This is a genomic window from Undibacterium sp. 5I2, from assembly GCF_035019605.1.
Taxonomy (GTDB): Bacteria; Pseudomonadota; Gammaproteobacteria; order Burkholderiales; family Burkholderiaceae_D; genus Undibacterium.
Window position 1 is genome coordinate 78,605 of sequence record NZ_JASJVS010000003.1, and the last position, 18,433, is coordinate 97,037.

Genomic DNA, 18,433 nt, shown 5'->3' on the forward strand with positions numbered 1-18,433 from the left:
TCAGGTTGCCGGATTACCCAGCAGTGCGCGATCAATCTTTTGCTTGTCCCCTACCGCTAGGGCGACGTTTTCGTGCTCACCGCCAAGAATGGCGAACAGGCACTGCATCGCCGCATCGGTTCCCAGTTCTTCCATGCCGTACAACTGCCTGATGTAGTCGCGCTCTTTGTCATCCATGCGCATGCCGCCATCGCGCCACAACGGCCAGCTAACTGCGCAACTGAGCCCGCTGCGCTGGCGTTCCCTCGCCATCTGATTCCTCGCTTGCGTAACGCCATTCAGGAAGGCGTTGGCGTACACGTAGTCGGTCTGCCCAACCGGCCCCAGATACGACGCCAGCGACGAAAACGACACAAAGTAGTCGAGCGGTTCAGCGCGGGTGGCGTAGTCCAACACCACCGCGCCAGTGACCTTGGCGTCGAGCGCGGCGCGTTTGTTGGCGCTGTCCTTGCTCAGCAGCAGACTGTCGGTGCGTGCTCCGGCAGCATGGATCACTGCACGCAGCGGCCCCCATTCGGCACGGATCTGTTCCAGCGCGCGCCCGACTTGGGCGATGTCGGTCACGTCCGCCTGGAAATAACAGCAATCGGGGTGATCAGCCAAGCCGCCGACTCGCATCTGTTGTAGCGCAGCGTCGGGCGCGGCGCGTCCCAGCAGCGCCACGCGACAGCCGCGCGACAGCAGGAAGCTAGCGACCAGCCGCCCAATGCCGCCAGCCCCGCCGCTGACCAGCACCACGCTTCCGTTCGGCAGTGCCGCGCCGAACGCGCCCGTTGCGCTGATCGGTTCCAGTGTCTCGGCCGACATCTCCCCGCTGTCTGGACGGTAACGATAGTTCACGGGACGGCCAACGCCACCCTGATGTATGCCGATGAGCAAGTCTGCAAGCTGAGCCAAGTCCACAATGGAACCATCAGGCACCTCGACCGCGCAAAAGCGGATCTTGGGCGACTCGCTGCTGATGGCGCGGCCATACGCGCCCAGAGCCTGCACCGCCGAAGCCGAGAACGAACCGCCACGTGCACTGGTCAGTGCGATCACCGTCAGCGGCTGCCGCAGGCGTAGCCGCATTGCCGACCGGGCTAGTGCGAATGCTTCATCGAACGGCTGATAGAGCGTGTCATTGGCTTTGCACGCTGGATCACGGCTATCCTGCGCAGCGTTCCATTGGCGGTAATCGAGCACAATCAAATCGGGCGCCGGGCCGGCTGCGATCAGCAAACGATCCCAGTCGCTTTCTTTGCACGGATCTAAACTGCATGCGGCCGGGCCATCTACACCGTAGACTGGTGCCCGGCGCGCGACGATCCAGTGCGACGGCGCCGCCGTCGGCTGAGCGGTGCCGCCATCTAACACGCCATGCACCAGCAGGCAGCGCAATGACGCTGACGTTGCCGCCGACGTGGCAGCGAGCCGACGCCATTGCGGTGCATAGTGGTGCGTTACCTCTGCCTGGAGAGTCGGCACGATGATGGACGGTGCCGACCGCGACGCTACCGGCATGGGCAAGTTGAGTACCTTGCCGGCGCAGGCTTCGATCCAGCCGATCTGGCGCCCATTGCCGTCGAACAGGCGGGCGTTGTAGATCGGCAAGCGTGCCGGAGTGCAGCTAGGCGAAACCTGTACTTGCAGATGAACCATCGCTTGCGACGGGCAGTCGGCGACCAATTGCAGGCGCTTGATGTGAAACGGCACGCTCGGTCCGCTACCGGGCCGGGCCAGCTTGTTATGCAGCGCGATCGCCTGCAAGGCACCGTCGAGTATCAGTAGACTACGCGCGGCGTTATCATTAGCTCGCATATCACACCGCAACTGCGCCAAGCCGGCATCAACGCTGAACCAGAGCTGCTGTACGGTACGGTACAGTGCGCCCAGCTGAATACCGCTGCCTTGAAACAGTGCATAGCACTCGGACGGGGACAAGCAACTGGCATTGGCTGGCGACAGCTGGCGCAAGTCGATCACGTCGGCGACGAACGGCTGTGATGGTGCCAGCAAATCGATGCTGCAATACTCGACGCGTTTGCCGTCACTGTCGCTAACAAAACTGCAACGTGTGCCGCCTTGGCGGCCAGCGCCAAATTCCATTCGCAGGCTGCGCTTGCCGTCGGTAAGCACGAACGGCTGCATCCAGACGATGTCACTGAAGCCGACCACGCCATACGCACCAGCCTGTGTTGCTTTGCTATGGTCGCGCAGCAGCGCCAGGTAGGCGGCGGCAGGCAACACACCCTGCCCGGCAATCACATGCTCGCTCAGGATCGCATCGACTGCGTTCAGTTCAATATCATCGCCGGTACGATTCGCCACAGGCAGCACTACCTGGACAGCGGCCATGCTTGCCGCGCTTGCTGGCATGGTCGGCAACCAGTAACGCGTGCGGGTGAAGCAGTAGGTCGGCAATGCAATGCGGCGCGCTTTGCCAACCTCGCCGACTGGTAATAGGGGCCAAGCGATGTCGCCTTGCTGGGCCCAGCGCTGTGCCAGCACATCGACTATCTCTGCCGCCTGAGTCGAGGCGGCTCCGACATCTCTTGCAAGCGCCGCCTTGCCCACGCGCATAGGCGCGCTTTTCACTGACCCTCGCCAGCCGCCAGCCGACACCGTGCCCGACTGAACGTAGGCACGCAAGGCGGCCAGCAGTTGTGGCAGCGAAGCGGCACACAGTAGCAGCCGCTCCTGCATGCTGTCGCGCGCGGTCTGCAGTGTGTAGGCGACGTCGCCTAAGCGTAGCGTATGGGCCGGCGCGACGGTGATGAAGTCGGCTAGCGAGGATGCCATCTGCACCAGTTGCGCTTCGCTTTGCGCCGACAGCGGGAACAGCCAGCTTGCGCCGTCCTCGTCTGCATCGGAAGATGCCCCGGCAGAGGCTGCAGCAGGCAGATACTGTTCCACCACCACGTGCGCATTGACGCCACCAAAGCCGAAGGAGCTGACGCCCGCCACTCGAGGCAGCTCGACGCCATGGGGATCGCGCTGATTACTCCAACGCACAGCTTCCCGCACTATATAAAATGGGCTACCGTCCAGTTCGATGTTCGGATTAATCTGCTCCAGATGCAACGTTGCAGGCAAAACACCGTGCTTGACGCTCATCACAGCTTTCAGCAACCCGGCAATTCCGGCCGCCGACTCAAGGTGGCCGACGTTCGGCTTCACCGACGACAGCGCGACCGTGCCCGAGGCCACCGGCGGCTGGCCAGCTGCGTTGCGCAATGTATCGAAAGTTTCCTTCAGCGCTTCAATCTCGATCGGATCGCCTAGCGCGGTGCCTGTGCCGTGCGCTTCGATATAACCCAAGCGGCCGCAATCGATGCCAGCGACACGGATCGCCTGGCTGATCACCTGCACCTGTGCATGGGGGTTCGGTGCGCTAAGCGCGGTGGCGCGGCCGCCGTGGTTGATTGCCGAGCCGCGGATCACGCTGTGGATCGGATCGCCGTCACGCAATGCGTCGGCCAGCGGTTTGAGCAATACCAGCCCGACTCCCTCGCCGCGTGCATAGCCGTCGGCGCGGGAGTCGAACGTTTTGCAGCGGCCGTCGGCAGCCAGCATGCCGATCTTGTTCAGGCACACGTGCGGCACCGGATCGATCATGATGTTGATGACGCCGGCAATGGCTAGCGAGCAGTCGCCCGCTAGCAAGGCGCGCACGGCGTTGTGGACCGCCACTAGGGAACTGGAACAGGCGGTATCGACGACCTCGCTCGGGCCATGCCAGTCGAACAAATAGCTGATGCGGTTCGCCAGAATGGTGCGGGACACACCCGACAACGTGAAGCGGTCGATCTCGCGCCCCGGCTGAAGCGACAAGGCGGCGTATTCATCGCCGGTGGCACCGATGTAGACCCCGACCGGGATGCCGCGCAAGGCACTGGGGCGCTGGCCTGCATTTTCCAGACAGGCCCAGACCGATTCCAGCAGCATGCGCTGGCGCGGATCCATCAATTCTGCCTCGCGTGGCGAAATCGCAAAGAACGCCGCATCGAACGAGGACACATCCGTCATGAACGCGGCCCTGTGCACATTGGTAAAGTTGCCGGGGCCGTGAGGATCGCCGTCGACCATGCGCCAATCCCAGCGGTCCTGCGGAATATCCGAGGTGCAATCGTTGCCTTGCTGCAGGTTGGCCCAGAATGCGTCCAAGTCCGACGCCTGCGGCATCACTCCGGCCATGCCGATAATGGCGATCGCTCCATCCGGAATGGTACTTGTACCGAACGCTTGCGCAGCGGGCGACGCCGTCACCTGCGCGTCGGCATGCGCAACGGCCACAGGCACCGACACAGCTGCCACGGGTACCGATGGCGCCGCAGCCGGCACCGCCACGCTGGCGACCGGCAACAGCACAGCGGCAAGATACTCCGCGTGCTGCTGCATCAAGTAGTCTAGTATTTCCGCCACGCTGACATAGCGGAAGAACAATGCCGGATTCAGCGCGATGCTCAGCTCGTTGGCCAGTTTCGCCGCCAGCATGGTGTAGTGGAGCGAATTGAACCCGAGGTATCCCAGGTTGTCGTCCAGCTTCACGTCCGCCAGTTCGGTGCCGAACACCTCAGCCACACCATTGCACAACCAGGTGCCTAGCCGCGTTGCCAGTTGCTGATGATCGAACGCGGTTACGCTTACGCCGGCCACGTACGTGACGGACGCGAGCGCCGAATCGGCGCCGCCGTCCAGTAGGCTGGCCAGCTCATCCTGCGCCAGCTTCTTGCGATCGACCTTGCCGTTCGTCGTGATCGGCAAGGCCGGCAGCACGAACACCTGGGACGGCACCATGTACGCCGACAGCCGGGATTTAAGTTGCTGCCACATGGCTTCATTGCGCATTTCACCGGTTTGACCAGCATCCGCGCTGGCGGCGAAACCGACCAAGCGACGGCCGCCATGGTCTTCGCGCACAACCACGACGGCACGCATCAGACCGCAGGCTTCCAGTGCCGCTTCCACTTCGCCCAGTTCAATCCGATATCCGCGCAGCTTGACCTGCTGGTCGATCCGGCCGAGGAATTCGATATTGCCATCGGTAAAGAAACGGGCGCGGTCGCCGGTGCGGTACATGATGGCGCCAGGCGTTTCGTGCAGCGGATCACGAATGAAACTACACGCCGTCAGTTCAGGCTCATTGATATAGCCATCACTCAGGCACTCACCCCCAATGAACAGGTCGCCGGTCTCGCCCACGCCCAGTGGTGCCAGATGTTCATCAAGCACGTAATAGCGGGCATTCTGGATCGGCCGGCCGTAAGGAATGCTGCGCCAGTTCGGATCAATTTTCTGTACCGGGAAGTAGTTGGACCAGACCGTCGCTTCGGTGGCGCCGCCAAGGCTGATCACTTGCGCTTGCGGCGCGTGCGCTCGCATCGCATCCGGCATCGCAAGCGGAATCCAGTCACCGCTCAGGAACACCAAACGCAACCGCTCAACGCTAACCTTAGTGCGGCCAGTGCCGCCCTCTAGAAAGGGCAATATCATCTGCAGGTAGGCCGGTGCCGAGTTCCAGAAAGTGATCGGCTCGGTGCTAAGGTATTGCGCCACCGCGAGCGCATTGCTGCGTTCCGCATCACCAACAATACGGATGCTGCCGCCATAGGACAGCAGACCAAAGATGTCGAAAATGGCCAGGTCAAAGCTAAGCGGATTGACGAACAGCACGCGGTCTTCCGGCGTAAAGTTGAATTCGCGCGCAGCCCATTCGATCAGGTTGATCACCGGGCGATGCCGCACCACTACGCCTTTGGGCGTGCCGGTGCTGCCGCTGGTGAAAATGATGTAGGCTCGGTCTTCCGGTTGCACCACTTGCTGGGGCTGGAATTGTGACGCCTGTTGCTCGATCTGCGCCGCCTCCGCATCGAGTAGTATCACCTTTCTGACCAAGTCGGTATGGCGGCCGTAATGCTCGCAGGTCGAGACAACATAACCCGTCTGCGCTTGATCCAGCACGCGAGTAAGGCGCTGCAACGGATCGTCGACGTTGAGGGGAATGAAGGCCGCGCCGCATTTGAGGATCGCCAGCAAAGTAGTGATCAGAGGGTGCGAGCGCAACAGCATGACCGCCACCAGCGCGCCACGCACAACGCCGTGTTGCTGCAGATGATGGGCTAGCCGGTTCGCACGGCTGTCGAGCTCCTGGTAAGTCAATACTTCGTCGTCGCTCAGCACCGCGACCGCATAAGGCGTCGCCTTGGCCTGCCGTTCAATCAGGGTGTGCAGGCAGACCTGACGGTCGTAAGGTCGGTCGGTAGCGTTCCAGCGCGCCAATTGTGCCAGTCGTTTGCGATTGACCAGCGCAGCCTGAGGCTCCGGCGCAGTGACGGTACGCAGCCAAGCCTCGGGACTGGCGGCCAGCTCATCCAGCGCGACGCAATAGGCGCGAAAAGACTGCGCCAGCGCATCTAGGTCGCAGCCGTCGCGGCGCACGGTCCAGCATATCGTCAATCCCTGCGACGAGCGGTGCAGCAGGTTATCCAGATCGACGCCGGGGGTATCGGAGGCGGCGTCGATTTCAGCAATACCCGGCCATTGCGCCATCGGCGCATCTAGGCAGTTGGTCAGAACGACACTGCGGGAGACCATCTGGCCGGACTGGGCGATCGCACCGCGCAGCCCCTTAAACGGATCGGCGCAAGCGTGAAAACGGTCTCGCTCGATCTGCTCAGCAAAAAATCGTGCCAGCTTCAGCACCGGCACGCTCTGCGGGTCGCTCACTTCGCCCCAGGCAAAGCGAGTGGCGTCGCCAAAGCCATTAAGCAGCGCTGGCTGGGCCACTCGGTGGCCATAGTCGACCACACCCAGCGAGAAGCTGACGCTGTCGCGCGCCAACACGGCGGCAAAGGCACTCAAAAATACCGACTCGACGCTAACGCGGTGTTGCGCCGCCAATTGTTCGAGGCGAGCACCGGCACAAACGGTATGCGTCCAGCGCACGGTTGCGTGAGCGCCGCCGGCATTTGCCGTTGCCGCCGGCAATACCGGTCCAGGCGCTAGCCGCTTGAATTTGTCGAGCCAGTAGTGCTCATGTACTTCTAGGCCGGGCCGAGCAGCGCGGGCCTGCAGATAGGGTCTCCAATGTGGTGCTTCCTTGACCGCGCCGCGGCCCAGGTAGCGATTGAACAGATCGTCGTAGAAGTTCCAGGATGACTGGCCGTCGAAGACCGCCATGTCGAGCAAGGTCAGTAGGCAAGCGCTACCGTCTAGGCGCACCAGCATGTGCAGGCGCAGATTTGGCCACTGCCGTTCGGCAGCGAACTCGCGCAGCATCACCGCAGTCTCGGCGTTCAGATCGGGCTGATCTTGTGTCAGACGCGTCAGCGGAATGGTGTAGGTCGCGACCGTGTCGAAACATTCGAAGCTGCCGCGCGCGCTAGGGTAGCCACGCAGCATCGGATGGTCGGCCAGAAGACCGTCGAAGGCGGCCTGCAAACGCGACGGCAGCAGCTGTTCGAATGCAAAGCTGCGAAAAATGTAGCCACTGGCGCGGCTGGGCTGGCGAATACGCTCGGCCAGATAGGCCAGTTGCAGCGAGCTCATGGGCACGGTAGATGACGCAGATTGAGCGGGCTGTACCGGTGTCAGCGCCGGCAGGCCAGGCGCGCAGATGGCGGCAGCGCTGCATTGCTCCCAGCAAACCGGATCGAGCGCAGCCTGCGTCAGCGCAGCATGGAACGAGTCCTGGAACTGTTCGACGAAACCGTCGGCGAACCAGGACGGCACGCAGTCGAATGCAATCTCCATCTCGCCATCGATTTCGCGCAGTTGGCAATGCAGCGCGGTACCGGGCGTCTGCGCCACGCTGTACTCGATCGACTGGGTCCAGCTCGGCTCTTGGTCGGATGCTCCCGTCCCCAGCAGGCTGGTGAAGACAATAGGGAAACTGCGCTCAGGTCGGTCTGACCCCAAGCTGCGCAGTGCTGCAATGGCGCTGACATAACCGTGGTTGAGCGCTTCGAGCAGTTGCTCGCCATAGCGCTGGGCGCGCTCGCTCAGCGTTTCGCTGGCTAGGTGATCGGCGTCGAACAAGGCGGTGGAGGTAAACGGACCGACCACACGCGCCAAATCCGCGTGCAGCGGCGGTCGGTTCTGCATTGTCAGGATCAGGCCGAAGCGCTGGCTTGCGCTCCAGCTGCGCATTGCCTCGCAAAATAGCATCAGCATGCCACTGGTGGTGGACAGCTTGCGGGTGGCAAACGCCTCCTGCAAGGCCACCAGCGTCGACGCAGGCAGACGACAGGCCATGCGACGACGATTGCAGCGTTCTGCCGGCGCCTGATGCAGCGCCGCCGAATACGGCAGTGCCGGACCATCCGGGCAGTCGCTCAGGCGGGCCCGCCAATACGCGAGGCAGCGCGCGTAGCCAGCGCTGGTCTTGAAGGCTTCCATGCTGTGCACGAAGTCGCGGAACTCCAGCGCTGGCGGAACCAGTTGCTGCGCGGGCTGGACATAGCAGGCATACCATTGACGGTATATCTGCTCAGCACTCTTGGCGTCGACAATCCAGGAGTCCATGCTGACGTGCACGCGACTGCGGCCTGCCGGTGCATGCGTGACTTGAATCTCATACAGCGGCCAGTCGCCAGGCCAGTACAATTTATGCGACAGTTTCTCGCGCACCCGGTCTACACAATGCTGCGCAGCAGCAGCATCGGCGCTGTGGTCTTCGCAGCAGAATGGTGGCAGAGCGCGCTGCCGCTGGATGCGTTGATTGCCGTTCGACATCACCTCGGCGCGCAACATCGGATGCGCCGCCACAACCGTGCTCCAAGCCTGCTCCAGGCGCGCCGGATCAAGCGCGTTCACGTCGAACTCTAGGTAGACGTGACAACCGGCCTGGTCGACGCGCACCGGATTTGCTTTCGCAGCCAAGTAAGCGCCCTGTAAGTCGGTCAGGGGGAAAGGTAAATCGTCGGCGCGCTCGTCGCGCAGCAGACGCGGGTGACGCTGGTCACCCGGCGCGCTGTCGGCTGAGGTGGCACCGTTGGCGGTGCCGGACTGCAACTGGGCCAGCACGCGCTTCTTGTCAGCCAGGGTCAAATTCTTGAAGTCGTCAATTAACATGGGACTACGAGTGCTCCGGGTTAGTCGCAAATTGTTTGAATAAAGCGATCAGTTGCTCGTCGGAGGCTTGACTCAGGTCGTCGTCCGGCACTGGCACGGTGCCTTGGCTAGGTGTTGCACCGGCCTCGAGCGCAAGCCTGGCTAGGCGCTGGGCGGTATCGGCACTGACGATTTGCTGGATCGACAAGTCGACGCTGAGCCGCTCTTCCAGCCGGAAGCGCAAATTAATTGCCTTGACCGACTCCATGCCGTAGTTCGACAACGGTGCATGCGGATCGATGTCGAATGCCAGCAGACCTAGCTCGTCGGCCAAGATCGCCAGCACCTCGGTCTGGATCGACGCCAGCCGCACTGCGTCCTGTATGACGATGGCTGGCGCGGTTGGGATGGCAGGCACGGTCGGGGTCGGGGTCGGGGTCGGCATGGCAACCGGAACCGCTGGCGGAACGAATGCAGCAGACGGCACAGCCGCCAGCCAGCAACGCTCGGTCTGGAATGGATACGTCGGCAGCGCGATGCGGCGCCGCTCGGATGGCGCGAACCACTGCTGCCACTGCGGCCAGTAGCCTTGCACAACCATGTCGGCGAGCTGGCCGAGCTGGGAGCGACTGGCGCCGCCGACCAGTTCATCCCACAGCCGAGCCGCCTCATCGACCAGTACCCGGTCCGGATTGCGACGGCCCGACATGGCCCAAGCATTCGCGCTGTTCTGACCAGCCAGTACGGTGTCGATGACCGTACCAAGTGTCGTCAGATCCTGGAACGCCAGCAGATAACCGCTTTCGAAACGGCTGCGGCCACAGCTCAGCGTGTAGGCCAGCGCATGCGCCGACTGTTCCGTGCCGTTGCGCTGCAGCCAGGCAAGCAGATCGCTCAGGCGCTCCCGCACTGCTGCTGGCGTGCGCGCCGTAATGGGCACCAGATACCATTCGCGACGCTCCGTAGCCAGTGGCCAGGAGGCGCTCAGTTGCTCCAGCACGCAGTGGCCGTTAGTGCCGCCGATGCCGAAGGAATTGACCGCCGCGCGCCGCACTCCGCCCACCGGCGTCGGCCAGGCACAGGTGCTGGTGTTGACGTAAAACGGTGTGAGCGGAAAATCGATCTTGGGGTTGGGCTGATCGAAATTGATGGATGGAACTAATTTGCCATAATGCAGGCACAGCGCCGTCTTGATCACGCCCAGAATGCCGGACGCCGTGGTCAGGTGCCCGATATTCGGCTTGACCGAACCCAGCGCGCAAAACTGCGTGTTGCTGGTGGCTTCCTGGAAGGTCCGCGTGAGCGCCTGCACCTCGACCACATCGCCCAACGCAGTGCCCGTGCCGTGCGCTTCAACATAGCCGATACTGGCCGGGTTTATGCCCAACCGCTCATACAGGCCGTGTTGCAGGCGCGTTTGCGCTAGGCCATTTGGCGCAGTGATACCGTTCGAGCGGCCATCCTGGTTGAGCGCGGTACCGCGTATCACCGCATACACATGATCGCCGTCATGCAACGCCGACTGGAGCGGCTTGAGGACGACGAACGCCAGCCCTTCGCCATGGACGAAACCGTCGGCAGCAGCATCGAATGCGCGGCAATGGCCACTCGGCGAGAAGATGCCGAGCTTGCTGCTAGCGACAAAGAATTCCGGGTCGAGCGTCAGGCAGATGCCGCCTGCCAGCGCCAGCTCAGCCTCGCCGCTGCGTAGGCTCTGGCAAGCCAGATGCAGCGCCGTCATCGACGACGAGCAAGCCGTATCGACCACCATGCTGGGGCCGTTCAGGTTGAGGAAATATGAAATTCTGGCCGCGATCAACGACATGTCACTGCCCAGCAAGGTGGCGGCGCTCGATAACTGGCCCTGGCGCACGCCGAGGCCAGCGTAGTCCGGCTCGCGCGCGCCGATGAAGACGCCCACCTGCTGATGACTGATACCGTCCGGCGCATAGCCTGCATCCTCCAGCGCGCGCCACGATTCCATCAGGCACAAGCGCTGCTGGGGGTCCATCGAGGCTGCTTCCTTCGGCGATAGATTGAAGAACAGCGGCTCGAACTGGTCGATGTCACTCAGGAAACCGCCCCACTTGCTGTTGGAGCGGCCGGGCGTGGCCATGTCGGCATCGTAATAGGCGTCGCCATCCCAGCGCTCGGCCGGAATCGGCCCGACGCTTTCGATACCCAGCTCAAGGTTGTGCCAGAAGCTAGCCAGGTCGCGCGCGCCCGGCACGCGCAAGCTGATGCCGATAATGGCGATGCCGTCCTGAACCGGCGCCGCATCCATAGCCGGAGCTGGGGTCGCAGCCATGGCCGCCAGTGGGTTTGCCGCTGCGCCGGCGCCGCTGTCGAGGTGGCGCGTCAGCAATGCAATGCTGGGGTGATCGAAGCAGATGGCGACTGGCACGTCAAGACCGGTGAGTAGGGCGGCCGATGTGGCAAAGCTCATCAGCATGGCCGAGTCGAGGCCAAGGCTGTTAAATTCCCGCCGCGTATCGATAAGGTCGGCGTCAACACCGAGTAGTTCGGCGACCACCGCAATCAGAATCTGTTCAGTTTCGCCATGCGTACGGGCCGACTTGACCGATACCGCGCCTCTCAGTTGCTGCTGCAGCGAGACCCTGTCGATCTTACCGTTAGGCCGACGCGGCAAGGCCAACAGTGCGGTATAGATTCCCGGCACCATGTGCGCCGGCAAGCGTTGCGCCAGGAAGTCGCGCAACGGGCCATCGTCAGCAGGCATGCCCGGACGCGCCACCCAGAACGCCACCAGTCGGGTATGCAAGTCCGACAGCGCATGCGCCACCACCGCGACCTCACCCACGCCAGGATGGTCGCCAAGCACCAGTTCCACGTGTTCGAGTTCGACGCGCAAGCCATTCACCTTGGCCTGATGATCGTAACGCCCGGTCATGCGGATGGTGCCGTGCGGCAGCATGTGCGCCATTTCGCCGGTGCGGAACAGGCGGCCGGAGACCGGACTGTCAGCCAGTCCGCCGCTGATGAAGCGCTCGACGCTCAGTTGCGGCTGATGCAGGTAATCGATCGCCACGCAGGGGCCTGCAATGTAGACCTCGCCTTCCACGCCGGGCGCGACAGCACGGCCGGCGGCGTCCAAGATATGGATGCTGGTATTGGCAATGGGTAGGTAGCCGCCGGGGCCGAGCGCGCGCTGTTGCTCCACGCCGCCGATCGCCTCGTGCAAATAGGTATTGGTTTCGGTACAGCCGAAATCATGCAGCAGTGTGGTGCCCGGGAATTCCTGGCAAAAGCGCTGTTGCAGTGCGGCGCTCAGCGGCCCGCCGTTTATGACTCGGCGTAGACGTTCTGGATGGCGCGCGCCGTTCTGCTTCAAATAGAGCAACAGCTTGATCAGTTGCGGCGTCAGCGTCAGATGGCTCACCTCGTTCTGCGCCAGCCACGCGAACAGCGCCGCCGGCTCGCGCACCATGTGGTCCGGTGCGATCACGGTCGTGATGCCACTCAACACGCCGCCCAGCAATTCCCACATCGACGGCATCACGTTCATGGGCGAACGCTGGGCGATCACGTCGCCAGACTGAAACGGATAGTCGTGCCACATCCAGTGGAAGCGGTTGATCAACTGCAACTGGCTGTGGCGTACACCCTTGGGCTGTCCAGTTGAACCGGATGTGAACATGATCAGCGCGGGCGCGTCGCTGGCGTAACTACCAAAGCCAGAGCCACAGGTATCGGCATCGGCCACCGGCCAGCCGAAGTCCAGGGCTTGCAGCGACAGTTGTGGAAAACCCGCTCCGCCGATTGCATCGGCATTGCCTTGGGCGATCAGGAAGGCCGAAGGCCGCGCGATCGCACACAGCGAGGCAAGATAGGCTTGCGGAAATGCGCGGTCGAGAGGCAGGTAGACCGCCCCCACCATCCAGATCGCCAGAATCGAGACGATCAGATCGCTTGATCGCTCCATGTGGACACCGATCACCTGCCCAGGCTGCACGCCCAGTTGCTGCAGATGATGCGCCAGCACCATCACGCGGTGACGCAGCGCGCCATAGGTCAGGAAACCCGTGGCACCGTGCTCGGGCGCATCGATAATCGCGATACGCTCAGTCCAGGCCACGCTAAGTTCGAAGAACCGGCGCTCCAGCCGTTGCTCGAATGGGAACGACAGATACGGTCCGACGCTCACGCTGCGCTGTGCCGACAGGTCAGATAAGGCCGCCGATGCGGGCGGCCCGACCTGCGCACCGGTCGAATTGGTAGCAGCGGACGCCACACCGAGCCGCATGACGGCGCGCATTTCTTGTATCCAGTTCAGTATCGTTCGCATCATCGCGCCCTATGCTTGCGCCAGTAGCGACTCGACGCGGCCTTGGACCGACACTTGGATATTGCCCACCACCGCTTTCGACACTATGCAAGCGCGCTCAGCCTCCAAGAAGCAGCTCTGCACGGTGCCGCTGAACAGCATGCGCGCGTCCGGTGTCATGTATACCACCGGGTTGTGCCGCAGTTGCGTAAAGACCGGGCCGGACGGCGTGGCGGCAAACACCGCGCTGCTGCTGTTGCGTAATTCGTCAAAGGCGATGCCCTCGAGTTGCAGCAGTGCGGCCAGCGTCATTAGGTAGCAAGAGTTGGCCGCTGCCACCAGCAGCTCTTCCGGGTTGGTGCCGTGGCCAAGCCCCCCCATCTCGCGCGGTACCGAGAAGGTGTTCTCGATCTGTCCGGCTTTCAAGCTACCGGCCCCTTGCATCAATTCCCCGCGCCATTGTCCGGCACATTCAAACGAGTGTTCTGTTGCCATTTTTTTCATCCAGTGATCTGATCATTCAAAGGAGATGTCAATGTATGCTCGCCTTCAGGCGAGCTGCGCCAGTTGCTGCCTGAGCGCCTGTTTCATGACTTTTCCGGTGACGCCGACGGGAATCTCACCGTCGCCCACGATATGCACGCGCGCCAGCATCGGGCGCTGTTTTTGCCGCTGATCGGCGTTGATTCGTTCGAGCAACTCGCCCTCCTGTACGTGCGTACCGGAATGCAGGAACACGAAAACGACCGGCACGCAGACACCGGTTCCGGTGCGCTCACCAGACAAGCCCAGCACGGTGCAATCGAGCAGCTCGGGCTGGTTCTTCAAAATCAGTTCCTCCGTCTGCAGACTGTACAGCACGCCCTCTGCGGTGGTGATGGCATCGCTGATGCGATCGACGTGATAGAAGCAGCCCATGCTGTCTTTGTAGACTAGGTCGCCGGTGAGCCAGTAGCCAGCTAGCTGGCTGCGGTGAGTCAGCAGCGAATCGTTCCAGTAGCCACTGGTGACGCTGGGCGACTTGATGCCGAGCTTACCAACCCGCCCGATCGGCTGCTCGCTGCCATCGTCCGCCAGCACGCGCGCATCGACCCATTCTTGCGGAAGGCCGACGCAACGGTCGAAGTTCTGATCGCCAGCGGTATAGACCACACGAAAACTCGAATGGCCCATTTCGGACGAGCCGAGGCCGTCGATGAACTGCGATCCCTGCACCTTCTGCTGGCCGCGGTAGTGATAACCGTGCCGCACCAGTTGGCGGATATGGGTTTCATGGGCAGCGTCGCCACTGTTGATCCAGTTACTCACCGAACCAAGCGCACGCTGCTCCATGCCGCAGGCCACCATCTCCACATAGGTGGCCGGGAACGACACCACGGTGGATGGTTCAAACTGCTCGATGCTGTCGAGCACTGCGGCGCCTTGCGGCCGCGATACGATCATCAGCGCCGAGCCACACAGGATGGCGTGCATGGCGTAGGCAATAGCCGCGTTGTGCGAGACCGGCAGGCTAGACAGATAGCGTTCCGCGCCCTGAGCCGCCGGCAATCCCAGCAGATGGCGGATGCCATGAAACCATTTTCCATGTTGCAGTAGCACCGGCTTTGGCGTGCCGGTGGTTCCGGAACTGTGGGTAATCATGACCGGATCGAGATGATCATGCTGGAACGGGTAACTTGGGGGCAAAGCCGCGTCGGCCAGCGGCACGATCTCTTCCATGCGACACAGGAAGAGGAACTCGTCCGGCTCGCACAGCGCGATGATGGTATCAAACTGGGCCTGATCAGCCACCACTGCGAGCGCGCCGACGCAGCGAAAATGCTGCAGCGCCACCTGCGGCTGCATGGCACCATTAGTCAGCACCGGAATCGCTCCCAAGCCGGTCAGCGCCATGTAATGGAGCAGGTAGTGAATGCCGTTGCTGCCATACACCGCGATCGGGTCCTTGGCGCGCACGCCCTGGGCCGCGTACCAAGTGGCGAGCGCATCGGTTGCCTGCTTCAGCGAGCGCAGCGACAGCGGCTTGGTGCTGGCCTGCCCCATCAGATAATAGGGGATGTCGGACCACACCTGCGGCTTCGTGCTATCTACTTTAAGGCCGGCGGCAACATGCAGGAAGTTACCCGCGCCCAGAGCGGGATTGAGCTTGAGCCAGTAGCGCTGTTCGGCGCTCAGTATCGATGGAGATTCCTTCATGGTCGCTCCTTATTGCGCGCTGACGAGCGACAAGGTGTCGGAACTATGGTCCAGGCGCATGCTCAGCGCGGTCAGGAAGTGTTCTGGATTCTCGTTCTGGAATACATTGCGGCCGATGCACAAGCCTTTCGCACCGGCTTTCAGGCCGACGGTCAGCAACTTGAGCATCTCGTCGTCGCTGCTACGGCAGCCGCCGGCAAAGAATACATCGATATCCTGGTGCAAACCGTCGAGCAGTTGCGGAATATCGGCGAGCGATTCCGGCTTTTGCAGTTTGATGGCGTCGGCACCCAGTTCCCAGATCGAACGCACCACCTTGCGCAGTGCCGTGATGGCGTCCTCGGCGCTGGCGTTGGTGTGCTGGCATTTGGCCATCACCAGAATCGGCAGGCCGTACTGACTGGCCTGGTCGGCGACCGCGCCCAGCAGACTGAGATTATGGCCATCATTGATGCCATCGAACACCAAATCGAGGCTGAGCGCATCTGCACCCAGGCGCAACGCTGCATCGACCGAAGTGAGTAGCTCCTTGCGATTGGGTTGTACGGAGCTCGACATCGTGCCGTTCATTTGCAGGATAATGCCCTTGCTCAGCAGGCAACCGGTTTCATTGAGGCGCGCAATCATGCCCTTGTGGGCCACCACGGCGGTGATGGCCGGATGGCGCAGCCATTGCGCCAGCTGCGCCGACTGCTCCATCCCCGCCATGCCGCCCGAGGTAAGGCCATGATCGATCGGCACGAGCAAGCCGCGTCCGGTCTCGTGATGGACAATGCGCGACCATCGAGTCAATTTCGTTCCAACCATGATGTGTTTCTCCAAGGTGAATTAGTTGGGCGCGCTGCGAATACCGACGCATCCTGCATCAAGGGCGTGACCTTGATGCACTTCAGACGTCTACCATGATTGGCACTGCCCCCACTGCCATCGTCGCCGACGCGCACGCTACCCAAGTTAAGCCTGGAATTAATACCTCGTCACCCGCGCCAACTCCAAGCGCAAGCAATGCTATTGTCAGCGATGCAGTACCACTTGTAACCGGAGTGCAATATTCAGAGTCACAGTACGCCGCAAAATTTTTTGAGAATATTCTTTCTTTGGTAGTTTCACCGGTAAATGGCCCGCTTATTGTCCAGCGGCCAGAGCGCATGACAGACAGAAGCGCGCGTTCTGTCTCGTCATTATAGGTAGGCCATTTAGGCCAAGCGATTTCGCGATTTTTTTTCCCGCCTTGCAGCGCAAGCCGTTGATCGCATTCCCGTTTATTCATTTTTTTCTACCTGTGAAATAGAATTTTTTAGCGCAGGGCGTGCGGCCAGGCGATGACAGGCAAGCGCCAGAAAACTACAAAAACCTATAGCAAAAGCCAGCGGTAATATCGATGTCACTTTAAAAAAACTTGTTAAGGAAATCGCGACGATACCAATTCCAAACTGAATCGCTCCCATAAGAGCGGATGCCGTACCAGCTTGTTCGGCGTGATGGGCCAGGCCGAGAGCAGTCCCGTTCGGGCTGATAAATCCATGACTGCTCAGAATGCCAAACAGCGCGACAAGAACTACAATCAGCGATGAAAAACCATACAGCTGCGATGCAATTAAGGTAAGTGACAAAACAATTGGTGATAGCAGTGCAATGCCTAATATCCGATCCGGACCAAACCGCTCTACCAATACTGCATTGATCTGTGACCCAACAATCAGACCGGCTGTGTTAGTAAAAAAAACCATTCCAAAATATTGAGGACTGACGCCATATACCTCCATGATAATAAATGGTGCGCAGATCACATAGGCGTATAAGGCAGATTGCATAAGACCAACAACTATGGTGTATGAAAGCAATTGCGTACAACTAAGCAATAACAAATACTGTCTGATAGCGGTCGATGCCGTACTGTGCACGCGCTTTTTTTTCGGTAGTGTTTCTTTGAATGAAAGTATGATGCTGCCAACTAAAAATGCGCCCAACGCTGACATCGCTCCAAATATGGGACGCCACCCAAAGTCTGCCATCCAGCCACCTAATACTGGAGCGATCATAGGACCAGCTAGCACGACCATGAGCATGAATGAAAATGCTTGTGCTGAACCTGTCAAACCAAAACGGTCACGAATAATTGCGCGTCCTATCACAACACCGGCACAGCCGCCCATTCCTTGTACGAAACGCCATGTCATCAGAATCGCAAGGTTCTCTGAAAAAGCACAGCCGACAGATGCAATGGTATAGATCACAATACCAAAACACAGTGGTAATTTTCTACCGATTCGGTCACTCAAAGGACCATATAACAATTGGCCTATAGCCAACCCAGCCAGAAAGACAAGGATGGTGTACTGCACCTGGTTTTGTGGCGCATCAAACTCCGTCATTATTTTGGGGAGAACCGGTAGATACATATCCATTGATATCGGGCCAAGCGCAGTGGCAATGCCTATGAGTAGTAGCCATTTTGGGTAGCGCTCACTGATTAGCTTTGTCTGAGAATACATTAATTTATATCCTTTCCTTTTAAATTATTTCAGCTTTAATTTTTCATTGCGATTAAAAAAATGAGCGAAGTAAAAAAGGTATAGAAACACAACACACATACAGTTGCTGCACCCAATTAAAATTAAATATAAGCAAATATTTTTTTTCAGTCAAATCAGCGGAGGTGCGTATGTTTGTACTTAACTTTCTAAGCTATTTTTTTATCGCTGATTTTTTTTATAAATATCTAATTTAATCAATTTCAATCAATCCCATCTTCGTACAAGTCATAAAAATTGAAACAAATTTAAGCACCTGTTTTTACAAGTATCAAAAATTTCCGACACGTTAATTTATTTTTTTAATGACGATTTTTGTATAAAATTGTGGCGAAAAAAATACGGAAAGTGGATGAGGTATATAGTGGATCCACATATCCGGACC

General features: G+C 60.2%; 7 protein-coding genes. All 7 read right to left on the bottom strand.

The genetic code is table 11. The features are described from left to right. The 7 genes from QN359_RS02110 to QN359_RS02140 all read right to left on the bottom strand — a co-directional run bounded on the left by QN359_RS02110 (nucleotide 1) and on the right by QN359_RS02140 (nucleotide 18,009). Entirely contained in the window at nucleotides 1-9,054 is a 9,054-nt protein-coding gene (locus QN359_RS02110; RefSeq protein ID WP_322249071.1) for a non-ribosomal peptide synthetase, read from the bottom strand. Nucleotides 9,055-9,058: 4 nt separating this feature from the next. Then, nucleotides 9,059-13,309, bottom strand: coding sequence for a beta-ketoacyl synthase N-terminal-like domain-containing protein (locus QN359_RS02115; RefSeq protein ID WP_322249072.1), 4,251 nt, complete (start codon nucleotides 13,307-13,309; stop codon nucleotides 9,059-9,061). 39 nt (nucleotides 13,310-13,348) lie between these two features. Beyond that, nucleotides 13,349-13,813, bottom strand: a complete 465-nt coding sequence (locus QN359_RS02120) for an OsmC family protein (protein ID WP_322249073.1) — start codon at nucleotides 13,811-13,813, stop codon at nucleotides 13,349-13,351. A gap of 54 nt (nucleotides 13,814-13,867) precedes the next feature. Continuing rightward, complete coding sequence (locus tag QN359_RS02125; protein ID WP_322249074.1) at nucleotides 13,868-15,514, bottom strand: class I adenylate-forming enzyme family protein; 1,647 nt, start codon at nucleotides 15,512-15,514, stop codon at nucleotides 13,868-13,870. Nucleotides 15,515-15,523: 9 nt separating this feature from the next. After that, nucleotides 15,524-16,321 carry an aldolase gene (locus QN359_RS02130; RefSeq protein ID WP_322249075.1) on the bottom strand — a complete coding sequence of 266 codons (798 nt, stop codon included), beginning with the start codon at nucleotides 16,319-16,321 and terminating at the stop codon, nucleotides 15,524-15,526. 82 nt (nucleotides 16,322-16,403) lie between these two features. Then, nucleotides 16,404-16,784, bottom strand: a complete 381-nt coding sequence (locus tag QN359_RS02135) for a DegT/DnrJ/EryC1/StrS family aminotransferase (protein ID WP_322249076.1) — start codon at nucleotides 16,782-16,784, stop codon at nucleotides 16,404-16,406. Further along, entirely contained in the window at nucleotides 16,777-18,009 is a 1,233-nt protein-coding gene (locus QN359_RS02140; protein ID WP_322249077.1) for a multidrug effflux MFS transporter, read from the bottom strand. Before QN359_RS02140 ends, QN359_RS02135 begins: the two co-directional genes overlap by 8 nt. Nucleotides 18,010-18,433 lie beyond the last annotated feature (424 nt).

What these genes read in the sequence shown, in the direction of transcription:
- QN359_RS02130 (WP_322249075.1), bottom strand. Translation starts at nt 16,321, where the DNA reads ATGGTTGGAACGAAATTGACTCGATGGTCGCGCATTGTCCATCACGAG.
- QN359_RS02120 (WP_322249073.1), bottom strand. Translation starts at nt 13,813, where the DNA reads ATGGCAACAGAACACTCGTTTGAATGTGCCGGACAATGGCGCGGGGAA.
- QN359_RS02110 (WP_322249071.1), bottom strand. Translation starts at nt 9,054, where the DNA reads ATGTTAATTGACGACTTCAAGAATTTGACCCTGGCTGACAAGAAGCGC.
- QN359_RS02140 (WP_322249077.1), bottom strand. Translation starts at nt 18,009, where the DNA reads ATGTATTCTCAGACAAAGCTAATCAGTGAGCGCTACCCAAAATGGCTA.
- QN359_RS02135 (WP_322249076.1), bottom strand. Translation starts at nt 16,784, where the DNA reads ATGAATAAACGGGAATGCGATCAACGGCTTGCGCTGCAAGGCGGGAAA.
- QN359_RS02115 (WP_322249072.1), bottom strand. Translation starts at nt 13,309, where the DNA reads ATGCGCGCCGTCATGCGGCTCGGTGTGGCGTCCGCTGCTACCAATTCG.
- QN359_RS02125 (WP_322249074.1), bottom strand. Translation starts at nt 15,514, where the DNA reads ATGAAGGAATCTCCATCGATACTGAGCGCCGAACAGCGCTACTGGCTC.